26 protein-coding genes are annotated in these 26,555 nt (G+C 54.3%); 14 read left to right on the forward strand and 12 right to left on the reverse strand.

What is annotated here, in order from left to right:
- Positions 1 to 336 precede the first annotated feature (336 nt).
- The 6 genes from nrdH (at position 337) to CQ011_RS01455 (ending at position 7,259) form a co-directional block, all read left to right on the forward strand.
- Positions 337 to 567: a glutaredoxin-like protein NrdH gene (gene nrdH / locus CQ011_RS01430; protein WP_096254696.1), complete on the forward strand. Its 231-nt coding sequence runs from the start codon at positions 337 to 339 to the stop codon at positions 565 to 567.
- A gap of 67 nt (positions 568 to 634) precedes the next feature.
- Entirely contained in the window at positions 635 to 1,117 is a 483-nt protein-coding gene (gene nrdI / locus CQ011_RS01435; protein ID WP_105673961.1) for a class Ib ribonucleoside-diphosphate reductase assembly flavoprotein NrdI, read from the forward strand.
- A gap of 2 nt (positions 1,118 to 1,119) precedes the next feature.
- Entirely contained in the window at positions 1,120 to 3,258 is a 2,139-nt protein-coding gene (gene nrdE / locus CQ011_RS01440) for a class 1b ribonucleoside-diphosphate reductase subunit alpha (protein ID WP_105673963.1), read from the forward strand.
- 213 nt (positions 3,259 to 3,471) lie between these two features.
- Positions 3,472 to 4,446: a class 1b ribonucleoside-diphosphate reductase subunit beta gene (nrdF, locus tag CQ011_RS01445; protein WP_096254699.1), complete on the forward strand. Its 975-nt coding sequence runs from the start codon at positions 3,472 to 3,474 to the stop codon at positions 4,444 to 4,446.
- Positions 4,447 to 4,700: 254 nt separating this feature from the next.
- Positions 4,701 to 5,978, forward strand: coding sequence for an MFS transporter (locus CQ011_RS01450; protein ID WP_181147947.1), 1,278 nt, complete (start codon positions 4,701 to 4,703; stop codon positions 5,976 to 5,978).
- A gap of 51 nt (positions 5,979 to 6,029) precedes the next feature.
- A complete protein-coding gene (locus tag CQ011_RS01455; RefSeq protein WP_105673965.1) occupies positions 6,030 to 7,259 on the forward strand; it encodes an FAD-dependent oxidoreductase in 1,230 nt (409 codons plus the stop codon).
- Between the two features lie 77 nt (positions 7,260 to 7,336).
- Here the strand turns inward: CQ011_RS01455 and CQ011_RS01460 are convergent, their stop codons facing one another.
- The 3 genes from CQ011_RS01460 to CQ011_RS01470 form a co-directional block, all read right to left on the reverse strand.
- Entirely contained in the window at positions 7,337 to 7,540 is a 204-nt protein-coding gene (locus CQ011_RS01460) for a cold-shock protein (protein ID WP_096254701.1), read from the reverse strand.
- A gap of 534 nt (positions 7,541 to 8,074) precedes the next feature.
- Positions 8,075 to 9,067, reverse strand: a complete 993-nt coding sequence (locus tag CQ011_RS01465) for a MerR family transcriptional regulator (RefSeq protein WP_181147948.1) — start codon at positions 9,065 to 9,067, stop codon at positions 8,075 to 8,077.
- Between the two features lie 34 nt (positions 9,068 to 9,101).
- The gene (locus CQ011_RS01470) at positions 9,102 to 10,043 is read right to left on the reverse strand and encodes an NAD(P)/FAD-dependent oxidoreductase (RefSeq protein WP_105673969.1); all 942 of its coding nucleotides are present in this window, start codon (positions 10,041 to 10,043) and stop codon (positions 9,102 to 9,104) included.
- Positions 10,044 to 10,122: 79 nt separating this feature from the next.
- On the opposite strand from CQ011_RS01470, the gene CQ011_RS01475 reads away from it, so the two are divergent.
- Together CQ011_RS01475 and CQ011_RS01480 are read left to right on the forward strand one after the other, a co-directional pair.
- Complete coding sequence (locus tag CQ011_RS01475) at positions 10,123 to 10,704, forward strand: helix-turn-helix domain-containing protein (RefSeq protein WP_105674960.1); 582 nt, start codon at positions 10,123 to 10,125, stop codon at positions 10,702 to 10,704.
- Between the two features lie 72 nt (positions 10,705 to 10,776).
- Complete coding sequence (locus CQ011_RS01480; protein ID WP_105673972.1) at positions 10,777 to 11,595, forward strand: thioesterase family protein; 819 nt, start codon at positions 10,777 to 10,779, stop codon at positions 11,593 to 11,595.
- Here the strand turns inward: CQ011_RS01480 and CQ011_RS01485 are convergent.
- Positions 11,592 to 12,203, reverse strand: coding sequence for a uridine kinase family protein (locus CQ011_RS01485; protein ID WP_105674962.1), 612 nt, complete (start codon positions 12,201 to 12,203; stop codon positions 11,592 to 11,594). The two genes, CQ011_RS01480 and CQ011_RS01485, sit on opposite strands and share 4 nt — an antisense overlap.
- A gap of 121 nt (positions 12,204 to 12,324) precedes the next feature.
- Between CQ011_RS01485 and CQ011_RS01490 the strand changes: the two genes are divergently transcribed.
- Positions 12,325 to 13,062: a lipoate--protein ligase family protein gene (locus CQ011_RS01490; protein WP_286161042.1), complete on the forward strand. Its 738-nt coding sequence runs from the start codon at positions 12,325 to 12,327 to the stop codon at positions 13,060 to 13,062.
- 94 nt (positions 13,063 to 13,156) lie between these two features.
- On the opposite strand, the gene CQ011_RS01495 is transcribed toward CQ011_RS01490, so the two are convergent.
- Positions 13,157 to 13,435, reverse strand: coding sequence for a glutaredoxin domain-containing protein (locus CQ011_RS01495; protein WP_105673974.1), 279 nt, complete (start codon positions 13,433 to 13,435; stop codon positions 13,157 to 13,159).
- A gap of 148 nt (positions 13,436 to 13,583) precedes the next feature.
- On the opposite strand from CQ011_RS01495, the gene CQ011_RS01500 reads away from it, so the two are divergent.
- Positions 13,584 to 14,312 carry an SOS response-associated peptidase gene (locus CQ011_RS01500; protein WP_105673976.1) on the forward strand — a complete coding sequence of 243 codons (729 nt, stop codon included), beginning with the start codon at positions 13,584 to 13,586 and terminating at the stop codon, positions 14,310 to 14,312.
- Here the strand turns inward: CQ011_RS01500 and CQ011_RS01505 are convergent.
- From CQ011_RS01505 to CQ011_RS01520, 4 genes are all read right to left on the reverse strand, one after another.
- Positions 14,309 to 14,848, reverse strand: coding sequence for a hypothetical protein (locus CQ011_RS01505; protein ID WP_105673978.1), 540 nt, complete (start codon positions 14,846 to 14,848; stop codon positions 14,309 to 14,311). The two genes, CQ011_RS01500 and CQ011_RS01505, sit on opposite strands and share 4 nt — an antisense overlap.
- A 108-nt stretch (positions 14,849 to 14,956) precedes the next feature.
- Positions 14,957 to 15,586, reverse strand: a complete 630-nt coding sequence (locus tag CQ011_RS01510; RefSeq protein ID WP_181147949.1) for an MBL fold metallo-hydrolase — start codon at positions 15,584 to 15,586, stop codon at positions 14,957 to 14,959.
- On the reverse strand, positions 15,586 to 16,671 hold the full coding sequence (locus CQ011_RS01515; RefSeq protein ID WP_105673982.1) for an S-(hydroxymethyl)mycothiol dehydrogenase: 1,086 nt from the start codon (positions 16,669 to 16,671) through the stop codon (positions 15,586 to 15,588). Before CQ011_RS01515 ends, CQ011_RS01510 begins: the two co-directional genes overlap by 1 nt.
- Positions 16,672 to 16,847: 176 nt before the next feature.
- The gene (locus tag CQ011_RS01520; RefSeq protein ID WP_105673984.1) at positions 16,848 to 17,291 is read right to left on the reverse strand and encodes an anthrone oxygenase family protein; all 444 of its coding nucleotides are present in this window, start codon (positions 17,289 to 17,291) and stop codon (positions 16,848 to 16,850) included.
- Positions 17,292 to 17,813: 522 nt separating this feature from the next.
- Between CQ011_RS01520 and CQ011_RS01525 the strand changes: the two genes are divergently transcribed.
- Positions 17,814 to 18,122 (forward strand): DUF6504 family protein, encoded by a 309-nt coding sequence (locus CQ011_RS01525; RefSeq protein WP_286161043.1) that lies wholly within the window; start codon positions 17,814 to 17,816, stop codon positions 18,120 to 18,122.
- A 71-nt stretch (positions 18,123 to 18,193) separates the two neighbouring features.
- A complete protein-coding gene (locus CQ011_RS01530; protein WP_105673988.1) occupies positions 18,194 to 21,649 on the forward strand; it encodes a DNA polymerase III subunit alpha in 3,456 nt (1,151 codons plus the stop codon).
- Here the strand turns inward: CQ011_RS01530 and CQ011_RS01535 are convergent, their stop codons facing one another.
- Genes CQ011_RS01535 through CQ011_RS01540 form a run of 3 tightly spaced genes read right to left on the reverse strand, consistent with a single transcriptional unit; the run spans position 21,650 to position 23,690 of the window.
- Positions 21,650 to 22,090, reverse strand: a complete 441-nt coding sequence (locus tag CQ011_RS01535) for a VOC family protein (protein WP_105673990.1) — start codon at positions 22,088 to 22,090, stop codon at positions 21,650 to 21,652. It abuts the gene before it with no gap.
- 32 nt (positions 22,091 to 22,122) lie between these two features.
- A complete protein-coding gene (locus CQ011_RS17735; protein ID WP_181147950.1) occupies positions 22,123 to 22,299 on the reverse strand; it encodes a hypothetical protein in 177 nt (58 codons plus the stop codon).
- Entirely contained in the window at positions 22,296 to 23,690 is a 1,395-nt protein-coding gene (locus tag CQ011_RS01540; RefSeq protein WP_105673992.1) for an MFS transporter, read from the reverse strand. Before CQ011_RS01540 ends, CQ011_RS17735 begins: the two co-directional genes overlap by 4 nt.
- Before the next feature lie 80 nt (positions 23,691 to 23,770).
- On the opposite strand from CQ011_RS01540, the gene CQ011_RS01545 reads away from it, so the two are divergent.
- Both CQ011_RS01545 and thrS read left to right on the forward strand, forming a co-directional pair.
- On the forward strand, positions 23,771 to 24,406 hold the full coding sequence (locus CQ011_RS01545; RefSeq protein WP_105673994.1) for a winged helix-turn-helix domain-containing protein: 636 nt from the start codon (positions 23,771 to 23,773) through the stop codon (positions 24,404 to 24,406).
- 120 nt (positions 24,407 to 24,526) lie between these two features.
- Positions 24,527 to 26,539 (forward strand): threonine--tRNA ligase, encoded by a 2,013-nt coding sequence (thrS, locus tag CQ011_RS01550; RefSeq protein WP_105673996.1) that lies wholly within the window; start codon positions 24,527 to 24,529, stop codon positions 26,537 to 26,539.
- Positions 26,540 to 26,555: the final 16 nt, after the last annotated feature.

Below are 26,555 nucleotides of genomic sequence, written 5' to 3' on the forward strand. Positions count from 1 at the left end.
CCGAGGAACATCTCACATGAAGAATTTTTAAACCACATTGACCATTCCCAAGGCTGTGGACAAGTTTTGGTCGTCCGCGGGAAATCGCGGTTTAAATGAGGGTTAATATCCACAGCTCCTGTGGACTGGCCGGTGGATGAATGACATACTTGTAATACATCATCTAGTGGCCACTTGACCGACCAAACACAAGATGTAGTATTGAACCCGTTGGTGAGTGAAACACCGAAAACACCCCAGAGACGATATTTTGGGGCATCCGCGAGGATGGCCGGAAGCGCCGAAAATGGCGCAGTCCGAGCCAAAACAGGGACTTTTAAAAGGGGAAACAGGGAAATGGCAATCACCGTTTACACGAAGCCGTCCTGCGTGCAGTGCAACGCTACATACCGCGCTTTGGACAAGCAGGGCGTCGAGTACAACAAGGTAGACATCTCGCAGGATGCCGCCGCCCTGGAGCACGTACGTGGCCTTGGCTACCAGCAAGCTCCGGTTGTTATCACCGACAACGATCACTGGTCGGGTTTTCGCCCAGACAAGATCGCTAGCTTGGCAGTAGCCAACTAGTCGGCAGTCGGACCCCACCATAGGTCCTAAGAATTATCTCGTCGAGCATCTCGCGGAGGCGACAAAAATGCCACCAACAGCAGTTGCCGATTATCGGCAAAACGCTGAGGCGAATGAAGTCACGGTGACCACCGATACCACGTTGATTTATTTCTCCTCGGTATCGGAAAACACCCGGCGCTTCGTTGAAAAACTAGATGTCACTGCGGCTCGTATCCCAGTTTTTGCAACTGAGCCGCAACTGATCGCCACAGCACCGTATGTATTGCTCATACCAACCTACGGTGGTGAACGCGGAAAGCGTTCGATCCTTCCCCAGATCATGAAGTTTCTGGGTCACGAAGCAAACCGCGCAAACCTGCGCGGAGTGATCGGCGCAGGGAACACGAACTTCGGCGAGTACTACTGCATCGCAGCTAAGAAAATTGCGGCCAAATGCAACGTACCCGTTTTATACACATTCGAACTTATGGGAACGCCAGAAGATGTTCTCAACGTCAATGAAGGGCTTGAAACCTTTTGGGCACCAGCGTCGCACAAGAAGAAGTAACGATGAGCGAAACTAAAGAGCTCCCCGCAAACATGCAGGGTCTGAGCTACAACGATCTGAACGCCATGCTGAACCTTTACGGTCCAGATGGCAAGATCCAGTTTGAGGTGGACCGCTACGCAGCCCGCCAGTACTTCTTGGATCATGTTAATAACAACACCGTCTTCTTCCATGACTTGGATGAGAAGCTCGAATACCTGGTCAAGCACGAATACTACGAGCGTGAAACTCTCGACCAGTACTCGATGAACTTCATCCGTGATCTTTTTAAGCGTGCCTTCGCTAAGAAGTTCCGCTTTGAAACCTTCCTCGGTGCCTTCAAGTTCTACACCTCCTACACGCTGAAGACCTTCGACGGTAAGCGTTACCTGGAGCGTTACGAAGACCGCGTATGCATGGTTGCCCTACACCTTGCACGTGGCGACGAGCAGTTGGCCACAAGCCTGGTTGATGAAATCATCGGTGGCCGCTTCCAGCCTGCTACCCCCACATTCCTCAACGCCGGCAAGGCACAGCGCGGAGAGCTCGTCTCCTGCTTCTTGCTTCGTATTGAAGACAACATGGAGTCCATTGCCCGTGCGGTGAACTCCTCGCTACAGCTGTCCAAGCGTGGTGGCGGCGTAGCATTGTCGCTGACTAACCTGCGTGAGCATGGCGCTCCGATCAAGCAGATCGAGAACCAGTCCTCCGGTGTCATCCCAGTGATGAAACTTCTCGAAGATTCCTTCTCCTACGCTAACCAGCTCGGTGCACGTCAGGGTGCCGGTGCGGTGTACTTGAACGCCCACCACCCAGATATCCACCGCTTCTTGGACACCAAGCGTGAGAATGCCGACGAGAAGATCCGCATCAAGACCCTTTCCCTTGGCGTGGTGATCCCGGACATCACCTTCGAGCTTGCCCGCAAGAACGAAGATATGTACCTCTTCAGCCCATACGACGTGCAGCGTGTCTATGGGGTGCCATTCAGCGAAATCTCCGTTACTGAAAAGTACGAGGAGATGGTCGATGATTCGCGCATCAAGAAGACGAAGATCAGCGCCCGTGAGTTCTTCCAGACTCTGGCCGAGATCCAGTTCGAATCCGGTTACCCGTACATCATGTTCGAGGACACCGTAAACCGTGAGAACCCAATTGAGGGTCGCATTACGATGTCGAACCTCTGCTCGGAAATCTTGCAGGTTTCTTCGGCTTCCGAATTTGCCGATGACTTGAGCTACTCCAAGGTTGGCAAGGACATCTCCTGCAACCTCGGCTCGATGAACATCGCTAAGGCTATGGACGGCAAGGACCTTGAAGGTTCAGTTGATATCGCGATTCGTGCCTTGAGCGCGGTCTCGGACATGTCCTACATCGGTTCGGTTCCATCGATTGCCGACGGAAACAAGAAGTCGCACGCCATCGGCTTGGGTCAGATGAACTTGCACGGCTTCCTAGCGCGTGAGCACATCTACTACGGCTCCGAAGAAGGCATCGACTTCACCAATATTTACTTCTACACGATTCTGTTCCACGCATTGACCGCGTCGAACAAGATCGCTAAGGAACGCGGCGAAACTTTCGATAACTTCGAAAATTCAAAATACGCATCCGGTGAATTCTTCGACAAGTACACCACTCAGCAGTGGGTTCCTGCCACCGCGCGAGTGAGTGAACTCTTTGACGGAATCCACATTCCTACCCAGGAAGACTGGAATGCCCTGAAGGATTCGGTCATGAAGTACGGCATCTACAACCAGAACCTGCAGGCCGTACCTCCAACCGGTTCGATCTCGTACATCAACAACTCGACTTCCTCGATCCACCCGGTCGCAGCGAAGATCGAGATCCGCAAGGAAGGTAAGATCGGCCGCGTGTACTACCCGGCTCCTTACATGAATAACGAGAACATCGATTTCTACGAAGATGCTTACGAAATCGGTTACGAGAAGATCATTGACACCTACGCCGCTGCAACCCAGCACGTAGATCAGGGCCTGTCCCTGACCCTGTTCTTCAAGGACACCGTGACTACTCGTGACATCAATAAGGCGCAGATCTACGCATGGCGTAAGGGCATCAAGAGCCTGTACTACATCCGCCTACGCCAGCTCGCGTTGGAAGGCACCGAGGTTGAAGGTTGCGTCTCCTGCGCACTGTAATACCTCTAGTTTGTGACCGATTAGCTGGTCATTAACGTCACGCAACAGCTGCCGCTTGGTCTGACTAAACGGCAGCTGTTGCGTATGAAATACCACGTCAGATCGTTACTGATCTGATAATAACTTTATGCTTCGCTGCATCTGTAAAGTTCGAAAGAACGGTAGAGTTGTAAGCAAAGTTCTTAACACGATTTAGCGTTTCGATGAGGGGCAATGACCGAGAAGATTAAGCTCGCCAACAAGGTTGAAGCAATCAACTGGAACCGCATCCAGGATGATAAAGACGTAGAGGTTTGGAACCGTCTCGTTAACAACTTCTGGCTACCGGAGAAGATCCCGCTGTCCAACGACATTCCGTCTTGGGGGACTCTGACCGAGGCCGAGAAGCTGCTCACCATGCGCGTTTTCACCGGTCTGACTTTGCTTGACACCCTGCAGGGTACCGTCGGCGCTGTATCGCTGATCCCGGATGCACTAACCCCTCACGAAGAAGCCGTGTACACCAACATCGCCTTCATGGAATCGGTGCACGCAAAGAGCTACTCTTCGATCTTCTCCACCTTGGCTTCCACCAAGGAAATCGATGAAGCTTTCCGCTGGTCCACGGAGAACGTGAACCTGCAGAAGAAGGCTCAGATCATTGAGAGCTACTACCACGGCGAAGATCCACTCAAGCGCAAGATTGCTTCGACCCTGCTCGAATCTTTCTTGTTCTACTCCGGCTTCTACCTGCCGATGCACTGGTCCTCACACGCGAAGCTGACCAACACCGCGGATCTGATCCGTCTGATCATTCGCGATGAAGCCGTTCACGGTTACTACATCGGCTACAAGTTCCAGAAGGGACTTGAAGGAGCCAGCGAAGAACGCAAGCAGGAGCTGAAGGATTACACCTTCGAGCTCATGTACGAGCTGTATGAAAACGAAGTTCAGTACACCCATGATCTTTATGATCCGGTTGGTCTGTCCGAGGACGTCAAGAAGTTCTTGCACTACAACGCTAACAAAGCCCTGATGAACCTGGGCTACGAGGCAATGTTCCCGGCTACCGTGACCGACGTATCGCCAGCGATTTTGGCTGCGTTGAGCCCGAACGCCGACGAGAACCATGACTTCTTCTCCGGCTCCGGCTCCTCATACGTTATCGGTAAGGCAGTAAACACCGAAGATGAGGACTGGGACTTCTAGGAAATTCTCCTAATCGTCTAGCTGAAAAGACTTGATGAGGCTCGGATCCCCGCGAAAATGCGTGGGGATCCGAGCCTTTACCTGTGTTATTGGCTAATCGCTCTAGCATGATCTGGCCTTCATAGTCTTTGCCGAGGATTATCCGCTGTAAACTTGCGCCAACTTAGAGTGTCAAGGCAATGGGTGTCGCCTGATTGGCGACGGATCGACGATACTTGAAAAAGTACTGCTACTAATAGGCAATGATCGCGGGGATGAAAGTGCAACTTCAGTCATCGAAGAATGACTTCAGCGCATTGGGCGAAGAACAAGTCCAACGTATTCGGCGCAAGTCAATTTCGGTGCTTGCTGCCGGACAGATCCTCGGTGGATTGGGTAGCGGTGCCACACTAACTCTCGGCTCATTACTTATCGTCAGCATCTCAGGTTTAGACTCCTTGGCAGGAATGGCTGCCACCATGAATACGCTTGGTGCGGCAGTCATGGCCATTCCGTTAGCTTTAATGGCTCAGAAGCATGGTCGCCGGGTTTCACTTTCTAGCGGTGCAATATTGGCCGCCAGCGGCATTGTGGTGATTATTTCCGCAGCGATATTGAGCTTTTGGCCATTGCTGATGCTTGGAATGTTAGTACTTGGCACTGGGTCGGCGATGAACCTCCAGTCACGTTTCGCGGCCACCGATCTATCCAGCAAAACCACTCGAGGCCGAGACCTTTCGGTGGTCGTCTGGTCAACAACCATTGGTGCAGTGATCGGGCCAAACCTCTTTGAACCAGGCGAAGTTGTTGCCCAATACCTCGATCTTCCAGTCTTTACCGGTGGCTTTCTTATAGCGATGGTAGCTCAGTTAGCTGGGGCTCTAGTTTATTTCTTTGGCTTACGTCCTGACCCATTACGTGTGGCGCAATATCGGGCATCCGCTCATGTAAAAGCTGGCCAGCTTCGTCGCCGAGGTTGGAATATTTTGCGCAACACACCTATGGCCAGGCGTGCGGTGTTGACCGTTGCGCTATCCCATATGTATATGGTCGCAATGATGTCGATGACCCCGATTCACATGCAACACCACGGAGCAGAACTAACCCTCATCGGGTTTACCATTTCTATGCATGTGGCCGGAATGTACGCTTTATCTCCAGTATTTGGTTGGCTTACCGATAAATTCGGTGCCCGACCGATCATTCTTCTCGGGCAAGCGTTGCTGATCTCGGCGAGTCTTTTAGTTTGGGTCAATCCATCAGACCATACGATGACAACCATCGCACTGCTTTGTTTGGGCCTCGGGTGGTCAGCGTCAACGGTGGCCGGTTCCACCATGATTTCCGGAGCAGTCGAAGTCTCCGAGCGGCCACAACTACAGGGAACTTCCGATTTATGCATGAGTTTAGCTGGGGTCATTGGTGGGCTTAGCGCTGGCCCAATTCTCGCTGCTGTCGACTTTAAAGGCTTGGCGGTGGCCTTATTGGCTCTCGCAATAATTATGATTGGGCTCAATTTGCGGGCAACCAAAACTGAGACTATCCGCGCCTGAGAAATAGTGCCAAGCTGAAAGTAGCTAGAAGCTTCCTAAGGAATGGTAATTATGGACTCATCGACTCGATGCATCATCGTTGGTGGCGGCCCTGCAGGCATGGTGGCCGGTTTGCTTCTGGCACGGTGCGGAATCCCTGTGACTGTTTTTGAGAAGCACGGCGATTTCCTCCGAGATTTCCGCGGAGATACCATTCATCCATCAACGCTTCAGTTATTAGATGAACTGGGACTGATGGGTGAATTTGAAAAAATAAACTACTCCAAAGTGACACATGCTGAATTCCCTTGCAAAGACGGAACACTGAGCACCGTGGTAGATCTGTCCAGGCTCAAGCACCCCTATCCTTATATTGCTATGGCGCCGCAATGGGATTTCCTAGACCTCTTAGCGCGCGCTGGTGCCAACGAAGACTGCTTTGAACTTCGCATGAACTGCGAGGTGACTGATTTACTCATTGAGGGTGATCGTGTCGTTGGGGTTCGCTATTCCGGGCCCGAGGGTAAAGGGCAGATGCGAGCATTGCTGACGATCGCTGCTGATGGCCGCTGGTCGAAAGTTCGCGAAGTTGCAGGGATATCCATGAAAGCGTTTCGTGTGCCACTAGACGTTTGGTGGTTCAAAGTTCCGGGCCAGCTGAAGGTTGAAAACGTGCTTGCGCCAGCGTTTGCGAAAAATCGTGCATTCGTTCTTATTCCGCGTAACGGTTATGTCCAAACCGCAATGCTTCTATCCAAGGGCGCGGACGCACAGTTGCGTGCTATGGGTGCCGAAGTTTGGCATCAGGCGATTGTCGCTGCAGCCCCTGAGTTACACGATGGTGTCTCAGGATTAAAGCTGGAGGATGCAAAACTGCTGGATATAAAAGTCAACCAGGCAATACGTTGGTGGCGCCGAGGACTGCTGTGTATCGGCGATTCTGCTCATGCTATGAGTCCAGTAGGGGGAGTCGGTGTAAATCTCGCGGTTCAAGATGCGGTGGCGACCGCCCGCATTCTCGCAGGGCCACTAAAATCAGGGACTATTTCGGATCGCGACGTGGCCGCCGTACAGAACCGCCGAATTATCCCTACGTTGTTGGTTCAGAGTACTCAGCGGCTGATGCATTTGGGCTTGGAACGCCTGATGAAAAGCAATCAAGAAGTTGCTATGCCTGTACCCGTGGCAAAATTCTTGAAAGCGTTTCCTAGTCTAACTTCGATTCCGGCCAGGCTACTTGGGGTAGGTATTCTGCAGGAACGACCGCCGGCAGCGGCGCGGAGCAGGATAATAAAAAAGTAAAGTGGGGGTTAAACACCAATGGTGCAATACCATCCGAATCGGACGGTATTGCACCAGAAGTTTGGCAGTGCTAAAGCTTAGCGAGCCTGGATGTTGGTTGCCTGTGGGCCCTTTGGACCGGCTTCCAAGGTGTATTCTACGTTCTGGCCCTCTTCGAGGCTACGGAAACCGAAGCTCTGGATTGCGGAGTAGTGTGCGAACACATCTGCCGATCCATCAGAAGGAGCGATGAAGCCGAAGCCCTTTTCAGCGTTGAACCATTTAACAGTGCCAGTAGCCATGTTGTTATTTCCTTATTTATTCATTGGCCACTACGTGACCTTGTTGCCGAGTCGAAATCCGAAACGGAAAATTAGTGGTTACCTCGAGCAGTACTATATTTGGCGAATTCCATGCCGTCGGTATCAGCTATCGAATGCTGATTTTGCCGATACCGGCCAAAACGGAGGTCGCTACGCACGCTAGATGTCCTTGCGGTCCATAGACATGACTGTGGAAATGCCAGAGTCAGTGGAGTAGAATTTGGAAGCCGCATCGTGGAAACGCTGAGAAGCGTCTGGACGAGCTGTAAGCGGTGAAGAAGAGAAGATGAAAATTCGTTTCGATAGGAGTTCGCTAATTCCGAAGAATCATTGAACCGATTTGCTGCACAGACGATTTGCTTGTCTTGCCACAAATCTAACTGCTAACGTTTGCTGGCGGATGACTCACACCTGCAAGCGTCGAGGTAACAAAATAAGCGTACCATCATTTTTACTGCTTTGCCTACCGCCGGTCTCTCAGGCAGAGCCCGGCGGTAAAAAAGACACCAAAATCTATAGATGCGAGTGCCAGTGCGCGAACGGATTGGTGGTTTTCTCTAAGTCGTCCTCATCGTCCTCAATTCGAAGGATGGATTCATCAATCACGCCGCCCTGGTAAGCAATAAAATCACCGCCATACCGCTCGTTTTGCCCGTGCCGCACAAAGAAAGGTCCACTGGGCAGGGCACCTTGTTCATACATTTCATGATGAACATGCTGGACCATTTGGGTCCAGTCGGAAGTGCCGAAAGCTGAGAATTCGGGTACGGCAAAACCAATCTCAATGTTTCCAAAATTATTTTTCACGGATCCAGGAATAGCCGGTAAGTTTTCGCTCTCTTCTAGTCCTGCATGCATTAAGAAGGGGGCCTCGTCCGGATCTTCGGTGGTCTCAACCCAGTACCAAACCTGTTGCATCAACTCTTCGCTAAGTGCTTCTGAAAGAAGTCTCTTCTCAAGTCGCTGGGTTGCTTGCTTGAGGTTGGCGGAGCTTCTTGACGCGAGAGGGGTTGAAATGCTCAGTAAATTGCGCGCGGGTCCATGCTCTGAAGCAAAGCTCTCAATTCCTGGTGGCGGTAGCAACATGCCGTTCATGAGTGATGGAGGTGGCGCTAGATCATAACTAACCGAGGTTATTTGTTTGTGCATTTCTGCAAATTTTGAGAGTTCGTCAGGCTCCTCGAGTTGCGCGGCAAGCGCTCTATAGGTTTCTAAGTCCTTGAAAATGCGACTGGCTAAGACACGCTGACTATTTCTCAGGATGGCCTCATAAGTGTCATCATCGACGTCATCAACAATGACACGTTTAATGCCTGCCAGAGTGAGTCCCAGAGCGCGATACTGACGAATCAGCATCACCGTTCCAAACTGGGCCGAACTATATTTGCGGTATCCGGTGAGCCGATCAACCCGAACTGGTTTGAGTAGCTCAATTTTTTCATAGTGGTGAAGCGCCTTCACCGTCACGTTCATTAACGTGGCAAATTCCCCAATGCTGTATTCCATATGGTTATCGTATGGTCTGTCCCTAGGGGAGAGTTCAAGCCTGTACCTCATTTTGTGCCATTTTTTTCTTCGCTGTTTCCATGGCTAACTCAGCATTAATGAACGCACCGGACATGGTGCCGGCAGCAGCTGATGCGCCAACCATCGCGCCGATACTAGCTACGTTTCCTGCAGCATAGACTCCTGGGATTCCAGCGGCTCCCGTCTGTTCGGCTGAAATGAACGTGCCCATAGGGTTTTCGCTGAGTTCGCCACCCAGCTCCAAATACATTGAGGCGTTCGCAGTGACTTGGCTAGCTACTACTACCGCTTGAACTTCCAACTCCGTACCATTTTCCAAGCTCAGTGAGCTGACCTGGCCACTATCATTGACCGCTAGCCTGGTCACTGGGGAATCAATCACCTCCACTTCGAGAGCGTTTAGTAGCTCACGATTTTCAGTACTGAGTTTTTCTGAAGCGTGGTTGACGAAGGTGACTTTGTCGCTGAGTTGACTGAAAAGCAGAGCCTGATGGGTGCTCATTTCGCTAACTCCAAGGATTGCAATTTGCTGATCGCGCACTTCCCACCCGTGACAGTAGGGGCAATGTAGCGCGGAGACGCCCCATGCTTGTTGAAGTCCGGGAATCTCGGGCAAGATATCGCGTGCGCCTGTTGCCAAAACGATGCGTCGGGCGGTCCACTGTGAAGAGTGAGTAGATATCTTGAATCCCTCGTCAAGCGAGCCTTGAACCGATTCGATGTGCGCAGAAACGAATTCGACACCGTAGCTAACAGCCTCGGCGCGCCCCAGGGCGATCAAGTCTTGCGGGCTAATTCCCTCGTGTCCAAGAACGTTGTGAGCATGTGCTGAAACGGCGTTGCGTGGATTACCTTCATCAACCACGAGCACTTTTCGCCGTGAGCGGCCCAATGCTATGGAAGCTGCCAGACCTGCGCTGCCGCCGCCGATGATGACTACGTCAAAATTTTCCATGGTGCTCTCCTTGCGTTGTGATTACTTCTTCAAGATCCAAACTATCGACTTCTTGCATGGATCGTGTATCTTTTTGCGTATGACGCAAGAATTGGATTTAGACTCGGTAATTCGACAACGCATACGCGCGTTGCGGCAAAGCAATGGCTGGTCTTTGGACTCGCTGGCCAAAAGGGCAGGTCTCAGCGTCTCAACGCTCAGCCGGATCGAAACTGGGAACAGACGCATAGCCCTAGACCAATTAGTTCCTATTGCTAAATCATTGGGCACAACCTTGGACGAATTGGTAGCCCCAGCCGATGGGAAAGGCGTAATTATTGGTCCTGAGCCCATCGCGGTTCCAGGTATGACGATGTGGAAGCTTTCTGATGACGACGCCGTTAACGGGGTGGTGGTCACGAAGATCCGTTTCGATCCGGAGCAACATATCGCACCAACTGAAGCGCGAGTGCACCCGGGCAAGGAATGGTTCACGGTACTGTCAGGCGAAATTCAGCTCACCTTGGGGGATCGGGTCTTCCATGTGAGGTCCGGGCAGGCGGCACAATTTGACACCATGACTCCGCACGTCATTCGCGCTATCGGGGGTGTCGCCGAGGTGCTGAGCATGATGGATAGTGCCGGGACTAGAGCACACCACGACGACGGGCGAGAAAGCTAGGCCACTTCTCTGTCCAAGTTTGGTTAGGCTGTGAGCTAGGACCCATAAGTTTGTAGATCGGGAGATTGATTCATGACACACCAGCTCGAAGAGGAACTGGATAAGATCCTCGCCAACGGCGACTTCTACTTTGAAACGCTAGGAGAAGGCCGTTATCGCTCGTCGTGGCATACACAAGGCGCGTGGAACGCACACGAGCAGCATATGGCCCCTGCCTCGGGAATCCTGACCCATGCTTTAGAAAACTTCCAACCTCGAGATGACATGCGTATCGCCCGGCTGAGTTTTGAAATTCATGGGTTGATTCACGCAGGTGAATTTGAAATCACGACTCGGATGATCAGGCCAGGACGCACCATTGAACTGATCGAAGCGGAGATGACCGCTAAGGGGCGCACCAGCATCGTCGCTCGAGCTTGGCGCGTCATCACAGCTGACTCCACCGCTGTCGCGGGAATCGAAGATGCGACAGTTGTAGGACCTGAGGAAAGTGAAGTGCAGGACCTCTCTGCACAGTGGCCCGGTGGCTATATTCGTTCCATTGAAATGCGTGCCGCACCAGGACACCGCCCCGGTAAAGGGATCGCCTGGCTACGTACCCCGTATGCATTGGTCGACAGCGTGCAAGCGTCGCGCTTATCCAGCCTGATTGGTTTAGTAGATACCGCCAATGGCGTGGCGCCACGCGCTGAGCCTGGAAACGGAAACTGGATGTTCCCCAATTTGGATCTACAGATCCACATGTACAGGGAACCTGAAGGCCAATGGTTGGGGCTGGAAGTGCAACAAAGCTACGGGACCGACGGCATTGGGCTAACCTCCACCGTGTTACACGACGCTTCGGGACCTTTTGGCCGCGCCGAGCAGATTCTGACTGTTCGCCAGCTCTAGTGTGAGGTTTCAGCGAGCTGCGCTAAGAGCTTCTTTAACTGTGCTTTTGGCATGATGGTGAAGCCCTTAGCGCGGTAAGTTTCACGATCCGCTCCGTGCGCCCTAAATAGGGCGTAGCCGCGCTTGATTAAAAACAGGACCGGCTTGCGACGCTGGGAAACATCTCGGATAAAACGCCGGACTGAGGTCAAGAGCGCTGGCTCATCTACGTAGTACGCCTGAACATTGATGCCCTTGGCTCGCAACGGTTCCAGTACCTCGGACAGGAATATCCCCTCGGCGATAATCGGGCCGCCGGTTCCGTGCACTTCACGGTGTCCGGTGTAGCTGGAGGTAGCGATCGAGTAGTTCGGCACCATGGTGTGGCCTTGAGCTAAGAGTTCGCCCACCGCGTTCAGTGCTGCCTGCATATTCCAGGTGTCGGGATGATCCCAATCAATTTCGCCATACCCGGTGCGCGGGAATTCTTCCGGGTGCCCATCCTCGCTGATCTGTCGATAGAACTCATCCAAGGGAAGATGCGGATTGCCAAACCGGTTGGCAAGGTATGACTTACCCGAGCCGGAAGGCCCGCCGAGAAGGATCACAGGAGTGGAAGAAAGAGGCACCAGATTATTATCACGCAGAACCTTGGGTAATTCGAATCGGGCGATTGACGTCACGGCTCTCACGGGTCGAGTTAAGCCGCGGTGGACGGGCATGTGTAGCGAACTGAATTAGACTCGGAACATGACCCTTTGGAATCCCGAATCGAGCGCGCCGCTGTCCTATCAGTTTGAGGATGCTAGTGGGGATCCCGAAGCTGACTTGGAACGTGGTGTACAACTACTGCGTGAAGTTCAGGCCGGTAGTAGGGGCGCGCTATTACGGTTTTATCGACCCGATCCAACGCTAGCCTTTGGACAGCGTGATATCCGGCTGCCGGGATTTGAACGTGCAGCCCAAGCAGCCCAGACAGCTGGCTATGCTCCACTGGTACGCAAGGCCGGGGGACGTGCAGCTGCCTACCACCGAGGCACATTGATCGTGGATCATATCGAACCACATTCCGAAGCGATTATTGGGCAGCAACAGCGTTTTAAAGTATTCGCAGATCTTTATGCGCGAGCTTTTCGAAAGTTGAACGTCGATGCCCATGTGGGCCCGATCGATGGTGAATACTGCCCGGGGGACTACTCAGTACATGGGATCCCTACAGACCGCTCGCGTGCCAATTCCGCAGTCAAACTTATCGGCACCGCTCAACGCGTGATCTCCGGTGCCTGGCTATTTAGCAGCGTGTTTGTCATTGAAGACTCCGCCCCGCTGCGTTCGGTACTGGACACGGTCTATCGGGCCTTGGAAATCCCCATGGATCCATCCACCGTTGGTGCCGCCGATGACTTGGTTGCGGGCATTACCGTAGAAGACTTCGTTCTGGCGTTGCTAGAGGTCTATCGCGAACATACAGAACTTATCGACGCCTAACAGCTTTCTCACGCAGAACTTAAAGAAGCCTGATACCTCCCCTTGAAGGGAAGGTATCAGGCTTCAAAATTTTGTGCGGACTGTAGCTAGGAAGTTAGGCGCCCACGCGCTCGACAACTTCTTCGATTCGTGGGTTGGTGGCTGAGGTACCATCTGGGAAAATCAGGGTCGGTACGGTCTGGTTTCCGCCGTTAAAGGATTCCACGATCTCGGCGGTGCCCTCAACCTCTTCGATATTGACCTCGGTGTACGCCACACCCTTCTGATCCATCAGACGCTTGAGGTTACGGCAGTAACCGCACCAGCTAGTGGTAAACATGGTGACCCCGCCAGCAGCAGGAACATACTTTTCAAGATTTAATTCGTTGCTCATACTTCATGTAACCATGTGAACTTGCTGTTTGTTCCGCTTTACCCGGCGCAAGCCAGATGAATTTTCTTAGCTGAGCGAGGAACGCGCCAACAACTCTCATGCGGACTACACTGGTGCCCAACGACCATGGGCGACAGGAAGTGAAAACATGTGTGGACGATATGTGATGGCCAAAGCCATTGGTGATCTGGTCGCGGAGGCAGAAGCGGAAGCGGATGACAATTTGCAGCTACGCCACTCATGGAATGTCGCACCGACTACAGATGTGCCGATAGTGCTCGAAAGGCTCATTGATGACCAGCTACACCGCCAAATCCATGTAGCACGGTGGGGTCTAGTGCCTGGATGGGCTAAAGAACTATCGGTGGGTGTACGCGCCTTCAACGCACGCAGTGAAACTGCTGCCAGCAAACCAACTTTTCGTGCGGCCGTCAAAAAGCGCAGGGCGGCTGTGCCTATGCAAGGGTACTACGAGTGGAAGAAGGAAGGCAGCAAAAAACGGCCGTTTTTCGTTCACCGTGAAGATGACAAGCTGATGTTTTTCGCCGGCCTCTACGAATGGTGGAAAGACGAGAACGGCGACTGGATCTTATCGACCTCGATCCTCACCATGGAGTCACCTTCCGCCGAAGAGCCCGGTGTATTAGGTGAACTTGCCGAACTCCATGACAGGTTACCCATACCGTTGGATCACCAGATGATGACCCGCTGGCTGAACCCGGAGGAACAAGACGGCGAAGGGCTAATCGAAGAAGTCCGCGCACAAGCCTATGACGTGGCGTCCACCTGGACCATGTATGAGGTCGACTCGGCCGTGGGTAACGTGCGAAATAATTCAGCAGAACTCATCGAAGAGCACACTAACGCGCTCTTCTAAGCCAAGCGCTCGCCGGTTTGTTCACGCCGGCCCCAGGCTAGGCCACGGCCAACACCCAAGCCAAGAAAACCGAGCCCCAAAGCGATCTTGCCAAAAATTGGGGCTGCGCTCGCCGTCAGCTCTCCTCGAAGCTCCGCATTGCTCAACGGTGCGTAAGCAAACCAGCCGAACTCCTTGACCTGGTAACTATCCCACCACAGCAGGCCAATTCCGAGGAGCAAAAACAGCACGCCGAGCCCGATGATCAGCGCAGTGGAAATCTGCCGTATATGTGCTCGCTTGGAGTAGCTGAAACCCGCGGCTACACCGCAGGCCGCGATTCCGAGCCCGATCAACAGCTGACCCAGGATCATGGTGAGGCTGGGTCCGAAATGGAACGTGTCCTCACGTAGTGAGACGTAAGAGCCAGCGTAAAGCGTGACCATCTGCCTGCTATCCCACCACACCAGCAAGATCCCTGCGAGCAATAATAAAACTCCGAAGCCCAAAGCGCTGCGCAGTATTCTTCGCGAAGGCTGACCAATACGTTCTGACATGGGAACTATCTTGCCACGTATTAGGTAGCTGGCGGTGAGAGCGAGGAAATAAAAACGGCCGGTTTACTCCCAAGGAGTTAACCGGCCGTTAGTAGAGCAACCGCGGGGTTAGTGCCCGCGCTTGATCCATTCATCTAAATTAGGTGCCTCGGCACCAATAGTGGTCGCATCGCCGTGACCGGTGTTCACCACTGTCGCTTCTGGCAAGACCAGTAGCTTGGTCCGAATCGACTCGACGATTGTCTCGAAGCTCGAGTAGCTGCGCCCGGTGGCACCTGGGCCACCGTTGAACAGCGTATCGCCACTGAACAGTACGCCGAGGTCCGGAGCATAGAAGCAGATGGAACCTGGCGAGTGCCCTGGGGTGTGGATTGCGGTCAGGGTAGTGTCACCGATGGTGAAGGTGTCGCCTTCCTTGATTTCTGCATCGACCTTGCGCTCTGGGTAGATGGCGTCCCAGAGCATTGAGTCGGCAGGGTTCAGGTACAACGGTGCTTCGACTTCGTCAGAGAATTCAGCAGCCGCACGAATGTGATCATCATGCCCGTGGGTGAGCAGTACCGCCATCACTTCGCGGTCACCTACCACCTCAAGGATTTTTGCCACATCGTGGGCCGGGTCAATAACCATAACTTCGGAATCATCACCGATGACCCAGACGTTATTATCAACATCCCAAGTGCCACCGTCTAGGGAGAAAGTCCCCGAGGTGACGACGTTTTCAATCTGCACAGTCATTAGAGCTCCACTACTGATCGCAGTACGGTGCCTTCATGCATCTTGTCGAAGGCTGCTTCGATTTCGTCCAGCTTGATGCGCTCGGTGACAAATGCGTCCAAGTCGAGGTTTCCCTGCTTGTACTGCTCGACGAGCATTGGGAAGTCGCGGCTTGGTAGGCAGTCGCCGTACCACGAGGACTTCAGCGAACCGCCATGTCCAAAGACATCAAGTAGCGGCAGTTCTAGCTTCATCTCCGGGGTTGGCACACCCACTAGGACTACACGGCCTGCAAGGTCGCGAGCGTAGAAAGCCTGCTTGTAGGTTTCTGGGCGGCCGACCGCGTCGATGACAACGTCCGCGCCGAAGCCACCGGTGAGTTCCTTGATGGCTTCGACCGGATCACTCTTCGAAGAATCGATGGTGTGAGTAGCGCCCAGCTGCTTTGCGGTCTCCAGCTTTGTTGGGTTTAGGTCTACGGCGATGATGGTGGTTGCACCTGCCAGCTTGGCGCCGGCGATGGCTGCTACGCCTACGCCGCCACAGCCAATAACTGCCACGGATTCTCCGCGCTTAACTTCGCCGGTGTTGATCGCCGCACCGATGCCTGCCATCACACCACAGCCGAGTAGGCCTACTGCTGCAGCATCTGCATCCTCGTCCACCTTGGTGCACTGACCGGCTGCTACGAGGGTCTTCTCTGCGAAGGATCCAATGCCCAAGGCAGGGGAAAGCTCGGTGCCATCTTCCAAAGTCATCTTCTGGGTGGCGTTAGCGGTGTTGAAGCAGTACTGAGCCTGACCCTTAGCGCAAGCGCGGCACTGGCCACACACTGCACGCCAGTTCAGGATCACTCGGTCACCCACAGCTACGTTGGTCACGTTCTCGCCGATCTGGCTGACTACCGCGGTGGACTCGTGGCCCAACAGGTATGGGTAGTCGTTGCCGATTCCGCCGAGCTTGTAGTGCAGGTCGGTGTGGCAAACACCGGCGGTTAGTACGTCGACGATAACCTCTCCCGGGCCTGGATCGGGAACGATAATGTTCACTACCTCTACCGGTGCGTCTTTGGCGCGGGAAATTACGGCTTTGACCTTATGTGGCATGGATTTACTCCTGAGTTTATTTGTACGTATGTCTCGATGCTATCGGGGTGCTCGGTGCTAATCGAGTATTAGGGCCACCGTGACGTAAGAAGTTTCGCGCAGAGCCAACTTAGGGGTGTGACCGGCACCTTTTCTTGAGATCAATTCTGAGGGCTCAGGTGGTTCGAACTTCGTGCTCAAACGTCGGTGAGCAATAAAATTACGCCGGTTAAGGAGGCTATGGCACGTAAATTATTTGCGCGGATCCAACGGTCTCGATAATGCTTCCAAGATATTTTTTGCTGATCCAAGGCGCGGTTCAGTGGAACATTGACACAAATCGTCAGCAGTCCGCCACCCAATACTAGTGACGCACCAATGTAATGGACCGTCGCACCATGCGTGATCGCCTGTGTGAGGTACCCGATGCTGCCGAGCAACCCGAGAAAGAACAGGCCCAAAAATGGTGCTCGTTCGGCGTATTTATTGACTTTGACCATGAAATCGCTCGCATCAGAGTCCTTCGTCGCGGTCAGTGCAGGGAAGATCACTAAGGAAAACGCTGCATAAAAACCGCCGAGGAGCGCGCAGAGGATGAGAGTGAGAGGGAGTAACGCGGTGATAACCCACTGGATGATCATGGTCTCTATTCAACTCGACAAAATATGCGATGTCGTCCAAATTGTTGTCATGTTTCCTCAATATTCGTTTCCCTCCGAGCAATGTGTGAGCACAGCCTTCCTCGGCAGTCTTTGCTACGTCTAGTTACAGGGTGGAATATGAGCGAGTTTCTTTGGAAGTCTTCGTAACCATACGGCAACCGGCAGTGCCCCTTGATGACGTAGCGGCCAGTCTTGCCGGTCATATTGACGATGTTGATTTCTGCACCGCTGGCTACGAAGGGGTGGCGTTCTAAATGGGTGACTCGGCCGGGCTTAAATTTATGAGTTTGGCGACTTCACGAACGGTGAATCCATCGTGGCCTACTCCCAAGATCGCTTGTTCGAATGATTTCGGAGGGAGTTTTTGGAAGCGTGCCAAAGGGCGTTAGTCCGGTATATCGTCCTCAGCCTAAACTGTCCGTCGGCCTGACTAGCGTAACTGTTGTTCGAATACGTGTTCGAATATAATGGTTTTAGTGAGATGGAGGGGTACGCGTGGGCATGTTTACCGAATCAATCCAGGTTTCCTGCGCACCCAACGGGGTGCCATTGAGGGTTTCGTGGAACGGGTGCGACTATCGACTGGTCGCTGAGCCGCAACGCTGGTTCGAGCGCCGCAAGTGGTGGGATGAAAACCTGCGCATTCCTCGTGGAATTGGCGCCGGACTAGTGGATTATGAAATTTGGCGACTTGAAATCACTCCCGCCATGAGCCGTGGGCCTATGCAGAGTATCGATGTAAGTTTTGATCCGCAATCAACTCACTGGCGCTTGATTCGCGTTAATCAAGAAATGGCCATTGGTGCTTGAGTAGGGGTAAGTGCTTAATCTTCGAAACTTTGTTCTAATAGTATTTCGCGTAGTTTCGAAGGACCCCGACCATGAGCTTCACCCACCTAAACGTCACCTCCTCCTATAGTGCACACTATGGGGTCTCCAGCCCCTCCCAGCTAGCGGCGACTGCTCGTGCGCAAGGGGCAGACGCTTTAGCGCTCACCGACCGTGATGGCCTATTCGGCGCGGTGAAACATGTTGGTGCTTGCCTGGCCGAAGGGATCCGGCCAATCCTCGGAGTCAACCTAGCGGTACTTGATGATGCGGGAAAACCAAACGGTCGCATCATCTTGTTAGCACGCGGAAATGCGCAGGGTCACGGGTATGCGGCTCTGTGCCGTGCGGTATCTGCCGCTCACCAAAATCCGCGCGGAATCATTGGACTGAGTCGAACAGAGTTAGCAACGCGGCTAGCGAGCGGCCAGCTCATGCTCTTGGTTGGGGCCGAATCAGACGTGTCCCGGGCTATCGAGCGTCACAAGCACCAGCACGCTAGAAACTTGCTTGCAGGATGGAAAAAACTTGCAGGATCTGCCCTGCGCGCGGAAATCACCACCCACCTCTCCGAGCCAGGTAAGCGTTACAGCCTAGGGTTCGCCAGCAAATTACTGCGCTTCGCCGCGGAGCTGAACATTACTCCGGTGATGAGTAACGCGGTACGTTATGCAGATCCTGACGGGGCGGTCACCGCAGATATTTTGGATTCTGCGCGGGTGCTACACAGCCTGAAAGCGTTAGAGGAACTACAACCTACGGGGCAAGGGTGGCTGAAAACCTCGGCTCAAATGCACCAACTAGCCCAAGACCTCTCCCGAGTGACCTCACGTTCATGGGCGCGCAAACTCCTACACAACACCGAGCTGCTCGCCCACTGGGCAGCCTTGGACGCCCACTCAGATTTAGGCTGGAAGCAACCAGTTATCCCCGAAGCTAAGGTTATTGGCCTATACCGCCCAGCCCAGCAGGAGCTGACCGAACGAGTCTTCTCTGCCGTTCCGCGTCTGTTGCCAGATGCCAATCACAGTGCAGTTGAAAAACAGCTCGCACTAGAACTTGGGGTCATCGACAGGCTGGGCTTCGCCGGTTACTTCCTGACCGTCGCACAAACCGTGAAGCTGATTACCGATATGGGAGTACGCGTCGCCGCCCGAGGCTCCGGAGCCTCCTCGCTAGTGAACTTCCTGCTAGGCATCAGCCAAGTCAACCCGCTCCAACACGACTTAGTCTTCGAACGCTTCCTCTCCGATACCCGCACCACCTTGCCCGACATCGACATCGACGTGGAATCCGCACGCCGTCACGAGATTTACCACAAGATCTTTGACACCTACGGCTTAGAACGAGTGAGCCTAATGAGCATGCAAAATGCTTATCGCGCACGTGGGGCGGTGCGCGACGCCGGGGCAGCACTCGGAATTGAACAAGAGCAGGTAGACGAGATCGCCAAACAGCTCTGGCGCTTCTCTGCCTCATCCTTCCGCGAAGCCTTAGAACAGAAACCAGAACTCGCACCCTTAGCCAAACGCATTACCCAAGACGGGCAGCTAGACGTACTCATTGACGCGACCGAACGCCTAGACCGGTTACCCCGACATATCTCCATGCACCCATGCGGAGTGATCCTCTCCGACGCGAGCCTGCTGGACCGTACCCCTGTCCAGCCCTCCGGCATCGGATTACAGATGAGCCAGTACGACAAGCACGACATGGATGTCATGGGGCTAATCAAACTCGATGTGCTGGGGGTACGTATGCAATCGGCGATCGCCTACACACTAGAGGAAATCAAGCGCCTGCACCCTACCGCTCAAGGAGTCGCACGAGCCGGCGGACACCAGAATACGCAGTACATCGAAGAAGACGGACATATCGATTTTTCTAAGGTGCCACTAGATGATGCGATCACCTATGAGCTGATCCGCTCCACTCACACCCTGGGCTGCTTCCAAATCGAATCTCCAGGGCAACGCGAGCTCATCGGCAAACTCGCACCACGCGAATTTAACGACCTCATTATCGACATCTCACTCTTCCGTCCAGGACCCATGCAATCCAATATGGTCAAGCCCTACCTAGAGCACCGACATGGCTTCGCGCCCGAACAATACCTGCACCCAGACCTGAAACCTGCGCTCGCCGAAACTCACGGGGTCACCGTCTTCCATGAGCAGGTACTACGCATGCTTCACGTGATGACAGGCTGCAGCCTTGGCATGGCAGATGTGTACCGCCGCCACCTAGGAAACCCAGAGAAAGAAGAAGCCCTGGCCAGCTTCTTCCGTACCAGTGCTACCGCGCGGGGGTATAGCCAAGAAACTATCGACAAGGTCTGGGAAGTGCTCTCCGGCTTCGGCTCCTTCGGCTTCTGCAAAGCCCACGGGGCAGCCTTTGCCGTACCCACCTATCATTCGGCCTGGCTCAAGGCCCATCACCCGGAAGCATTCCTTGCAGGAATCTGGGAACATGACCCGGGAATGTATCCCAAACGCTTACTGGTCTCCGAAGCCAGACGGATGAACATTCCTATCCTTGGCTTAGACATCAACCGCTCCACGGGGCACTACCGAGTAGAACGCGTATTCGAATCAGCTATACGCCCAGCACCGGTGATTCCACGCGCCGCCGGAACTATTCGCCCCGGCCAATACGGCATCCGCCTCGCCTTCCGCGACATTCACCAGCTGAGCGAACGCGAAGTGAACCGTCTAGTCGCCGGACAGCCCTATGAATCCCTCGCGGATGTCCGCCAACGCGCTGGTCTCTCCAGACGCAGCTACCAAAACCTCGCGGCCCTAGGGGTCTTCGACTCATTGCTAACCGGAACCTCTAGAGCAGACACCATTGCCCATACCCAATCGATGGCGCATACCCACTTACCAGCCAAATACCGTCCCGGCCCTGGACAGCTCGCCCTACCCCTAGGTGAGATCGAACCGATCAAGGTCACCGGAGCGCAACTAAGCGCCGAAGAAGTAGTGCGCACGGAACTAGACCTACTGCACCTAGACGTGAGCGAACACCTAATCACCTCATACCGTCAACGGCTGGCACATCTACCCATCACCCAAGCGGCCGAACTACTCCGCCTACGCAACGGCACCGAGGTCCTCGTCGCGGGGGTACGTATTGCTACACAGACCCCGCCCATGCGCGGAGGCAAACGTGTCGTGTTCATTTCCCTAGACGACGGCAGTGGCTGTATTGACGCCACCTTCTTTGACGACACCCAGCAACGAACCGGGCCACTACTGTTCTCCACCCGGATGCTACTCATTCACGGGGTAACCCGGCGCACCGGACCACGCGGTATCTCGTTACAAGCGCTACATGCTTGGGACCTGCACCAACCAGAGTTGCTGCCGACCGCCGGATATCTGGACGACGCGAACCGGCCACAACCCACCTATAGACCCAAACTTGGACAAGCAGTCCCTGGGGGAGAAAGCATCGCAGACCTCGCCAAGCGCATGAACGCCGAAGGGCTCGATCAGCGTGGAGCCTAGCTATACCGAGGAGACTCGACCATCGGCTTCAATCACAAACGTTGGGTTATGCACAAAATCCCAACGAAACCCGTCAGGATCAGCCACACACGCACTCATCCCACCCCAGGACTGCTTCGTCGGCTCATTAACCGAACTAGCACCGGCATTCAGCGCTCGCCGGTAGTAGATTTCAACTTCTTCATCGCTTCGCACATTGTGTCCGAGCGAGATTGGGGGAGCGAGTTTCGAATGGCCAACCTCGCCATACTCCCTGGGCATCTGGGCTACGTCCCAGAGCGCGAGCATCAGTCCATGTCCTGCGCGGACAAAAGCGATCTCGGGATGTGCCGGTTGCACCAACTCGAACCCGATGCCCTCGGTGTAGAACTTGAGCGAAACGCCGACATCACGCACGCCGAGGGTGATTGCATTCACTGTTGGTGGGGCTGGCTTACTCATGGCTCTAGCGTAGAAGCCCCTGAACGGGAAAGCTACAGGTAAATCCATTGCCCGTTGTTCAGCGTAGAGCGCGCGGCTTCGATGCTTCCGCGACTGCTTTCAGGGCTAATGAAAGGAGAAGGGACATAACGAGATTTGCTGCTGAAAACTTGACGTAATAGCGAGGGTTTGTTTAGCGACGGACGGCTCTGTTCTGGTGTCGATTTCATTTCTGGTTCTCCTTAGTAGCTTGGTCAACTAACATGCTGGACTCTGCGTCTCGGGAGGTTTTTGAGTCGAAAATTTCACACTCGGCGGGTTCTTCAAGCCAGTGATCGGGATGCGGAATACCGCGAACCTGTGGGGATAGCCAAGCGGCCAGCATGGCCAATACGACCAATGATCCAAAGAACATCAGAGTCGGACCCATGCCAAACCCTTCCAGCCCGAAGCCGGTGGCTAATGGTGCCAGTGGCATAGCCGCCAATGCCATAAACGTGATCAGGGAGTTGGCCCGGCCGGCCATTTCTTGCGGGATGATGGTCATAAAGTAGCCGCCGATAGACGCGTTAAGCGCAGGGACGCTAAGGAAGCTGACCAAAAGCATGACACCCATCCACAGCAGGTGCGTGTTCAAGCCGATGAGAATCATTGCGCCACCCAACACGCTGAGGCACGTGCAGGCCAGCAGGCCGGTACGGAATTTATCGATCAGAGACGTTGCCAGCAGTGAACCGATCAACATTCCTGCTCCCATAAATGTTGAAACCAATCCAATGACCCAGGCATCTTCTCCGCGCTGCTGCAACCCGTAAATCAAGGTTGTCATCAATCCGTTAACACCGATGTTGACGGCCATGATCAAGAGCAGTAGTGCGCGCAGTCGCGGTCGAGAAAAGCACCAACGCATGCCGGCAAGAATCCCATGGTCCACCGTCTGATCTGCACTGGCAGGATCATCACGGCGTTTCTTGGTGCTTTCTTCGGCGGCTCGCAAGGGTTTACGTAATGCAAAACCGGTAAAGGAGGCGATAAGATTCAATGCGCTTACCACCAGCAAAGCAACACCGCCGCCCAAGCCAAGTAATAAACCACCCAAGGGCGCGGAACCGAGCATCAGCACGGAATCCCGGCCTTGATTCGCCGCGAGTGCTCGCCCCAATTGCTTCGGATGAACGATGTCTTTTAAGGCAGCATTAGTTGTGGAGCCAAAATATCCTCCGCGCAGTTCCATCAAGATATGTGCAACGCAAAGAACTGTGGCGGAGAGCGAACCCATAGTGCTGCCCAGCGCTAAAGCCGCAGTGAAGAGCGCACCGCAAAGCCCACCTATGAGCATCATCCGAGCTCTGTCGGATCGATCTGCCATGGCGCCACCTGCCAGCGTGAGGCTAGCTCGGGCGGCTAATCCTAAGGCCGCCAAGGTTCCGGCCAAGACTGGAGAATTAGTCGTTGCCAGCAAAATGAGCGGGAGGATGAACCCGTAGATGCCGCCGGCGAGTAACGCTGAAGAATCTGCCAGCCACCAAATCCGGTAGTTGCGTTGCGCGCGAAGCGTCGGCAACTGCGTCACTGAATTGGTCCCTGAGGCTGGCGAACCGGTGGGCTGGGAGGTGTTCATGAAAACAACTGTAAACCCGCAAATAAAATTGCGCAATAGAATTTGCGCAATTAAAACTGTGGGATTGTTATGCTGAGCTTATGACCCAAGCGAAGCCACAAGTCACATTCACCTCGCCGATGCTCAAAGCTATAGCTAATCCATTGCGCAGGCAGATTTTTGATGCGCTCGGGGCAATGAGAACTGGCCGCGCAGCTGATCTGGGGGAGTTGCTGGGGATTGCGCCTAATAAGGTGAGTTTCCACTTGCGTGAACTTGCCAAGGCTGAGCTGATCGAAGAAGCTCCCGAATTGGCTCGCGATAAACGAGACCGAGTCTGGAAGCCTGCAGCCGGCGCTTTCACCACCGGGCCACCGGCCGAGCGCGCTGCGGATGAATCACCCAGTGCCATTAACGCCTATCTAGCTCAGGCCGTCCACGAGGAGCAAATGCGGCTCTCGGCGATGCTCGCACATGCGCAGCACTGGTATGCGAAGGGTGAAAACCCCGGAAACTTAGCAGAGATGAGTACCAGTAATCTATTGCTGACCGATGATGAACAGGCGGAATTACTACGCCGTTTCGCACAGGTCATCCCAGAATTCCGCGAGGACCAGCAGAATGGAAAAATCGAATCTTCACAACCGGCCTCCGCGCGGAAGCTATGGCATTATGCTGGATTGCTTTCGGCCGAAGAGCTGTTGAATTTGCCACACCCGGGCGATGAATCTTCGTAAAACCAGTAGTAGACAACGACTTGCACGCTTCGCTGAACTAAACTGGACTCTGGCTGGCTGTGGCCAAGGTATGCCACAAGCTATGAAGCCATCACAGATTGAAAGGCAGAACCCGATCTTATGAGCGAGCAGCGCACTCTCACCATCGACGGCGAGCAGGTCCAGGTCGACGCGGGAACCACCGGTTTGCAGTTTTACGCCAAGGATAAAGACGTGGTTGTTATGCACGTCGACGGCGTACTTCGCGACTTGGCCCGTGAACTTGAAGAAGGCACCACCGTCACCCGTGTAACCATCAGCGATCCGGAAGGTCTGGAGGTGCTGCGCCACTCAACAGCCCACGTGATGGCTCAGGCTGTGCAACAGCTACGCCCAGATTCCAAGCTTGGAATCGGCCCGTACATCACCGACGGTTTCTACTTCGACTTCGACGTTGAAGAACCGTTCACTCCGGAAGACTTGAAGCAGCTGGAAAAGATGATGCAGAAAATCATCAACCAGAACCAGCTCTTTGCCCGTCGCGAAGTAACCCCAGATGAGGCCAAGGCTGAAATGGCCGACGAGCCATACAAATGCGAGCTACTAGCTAAGGCTGACTCCGCTGACACCTCAGGCGAGGGAGTCAACGTTGAGGTTGCCGCCGGCGAAACCACCATCTATGACAACGTTGACCGCAAGAGTGGCGACACCGTCTGGAAGGACCTGTGCCGCGGCCCGCACCTGCCAAACACCAAGCTGATCAAGAACGCCTTCGCGTTGACTCGTTCGGCTGCCGCCTACTGGTTGGGCAGTGAGAAGAACAAGCAGCTGCAGCGCATCTACGGCACCGCATGGCCAACCAAAGAAGACCTCAAGGCCTACCAGGAGCGTTTGGCCGAGGCTGAGCGCCGCGACCACCGCAAGCTCGGTGCCGAACTTGACCTCTTCTCCTTCCCCGACGAGTTGGGCTCCGGACTGCCGGTGTTCCACCCTAAGGGCGGCATCATCAAGCGTGAGATGGAAGACTACGTGCGCGACCGCCACGTCGAAGAGGGCTTCCAGTACGTTGGTACCCCGCACATCTCCAAGGACGGGCTCTTCCACACCTCGGGCCACCTGCCGTACTACGCAGACACCATGTTCCCGGCGCTACACATCGATGAAGAGCGCGATGAAGACGGCAACATCACCAAGCAGGGCCAGGAATACCGGCTGAAGGCAATGAACTGCCCGATGCACAACCTGATCTTCCGCGGTCGTGGACGCTCTTATCGCGAACTACCACTGCGCCTCTTCGAATTCGGCCACGTGTACCGCTATGAGAAGTCGGGCGTGGTTCACGGTCTGACTCGCGTACGCGGTTTTGCCCAGGATGACTCGCACTCTTACGTCACCAAGGAACAGGCACCAGCCGAAGTTGAGCACCTGCTGAACTTCATGCTCTCCCTGCTCAAGGACTTCGGCATGGATGACTTCTACCTGGAGCTGTCTACCCGCGATGAGTCTGACAAGTTCATCGGTTCGAACGAACAGTGGGACGAGGCTACCGCGGTACTCGAGCGCGTAGCTACTGAATCCGGTGTTGAGCTTGTCGCCGATCCGGGTGGCGCGGCCTTCTATGGCCCGAAGATCTCGGTTCAGGCTAAGGACGCTATCGGCCGTACCTGGCAGATGGGCACCGTGCAGTACGACTTTAACCAGCCTGCCCGCTTCGGTCTGGAGTACCAGGCAGCCGACGGAACCCGTCAGGAGCCGGTGATGATTCACGCGGCTAAATTCGGTTCCATCGAACGCTTCTTGGGTGTGCTCACCGAGCACTATGCCGGCGCTTTCCCAGCGTGGTTGTCCCCGGTTCAGGTTCGTGCAATTCCAGTGGCCGAGGCCTTCAACGATTACCTTGCAGAGGTTGTAGCGAAGCTCAAGGCACAGGGCGTACGCGTAGAACTAGATGACTCCTCGGACCGTTTCCCGAAGAAGATCCGCAACGCGTCCAAGGATAAGATCCCGTTCACGCTCATTGCCGGTGGTGAGGATGCCGACGCAAATGCGGTCTCCTTCCGCTTCCGCGATGGTAGCCAGGAGAACCAGGTTCCGGTTGACGACGCGGTAGCCCGCATCGTTGAAGCTATCAAGAGCCGCAACAACAACAACTAGGTCCGCCGGAAAATAG

The organism is Arthrobacter sp. MYb213 (assembly GCF_002979915.1).
Taxonomy (GTDB): Bacteria; Actinomycetota; Actinomycetes; order Actinomycetales; family Micrococcaceae; genus Glutamicibacter.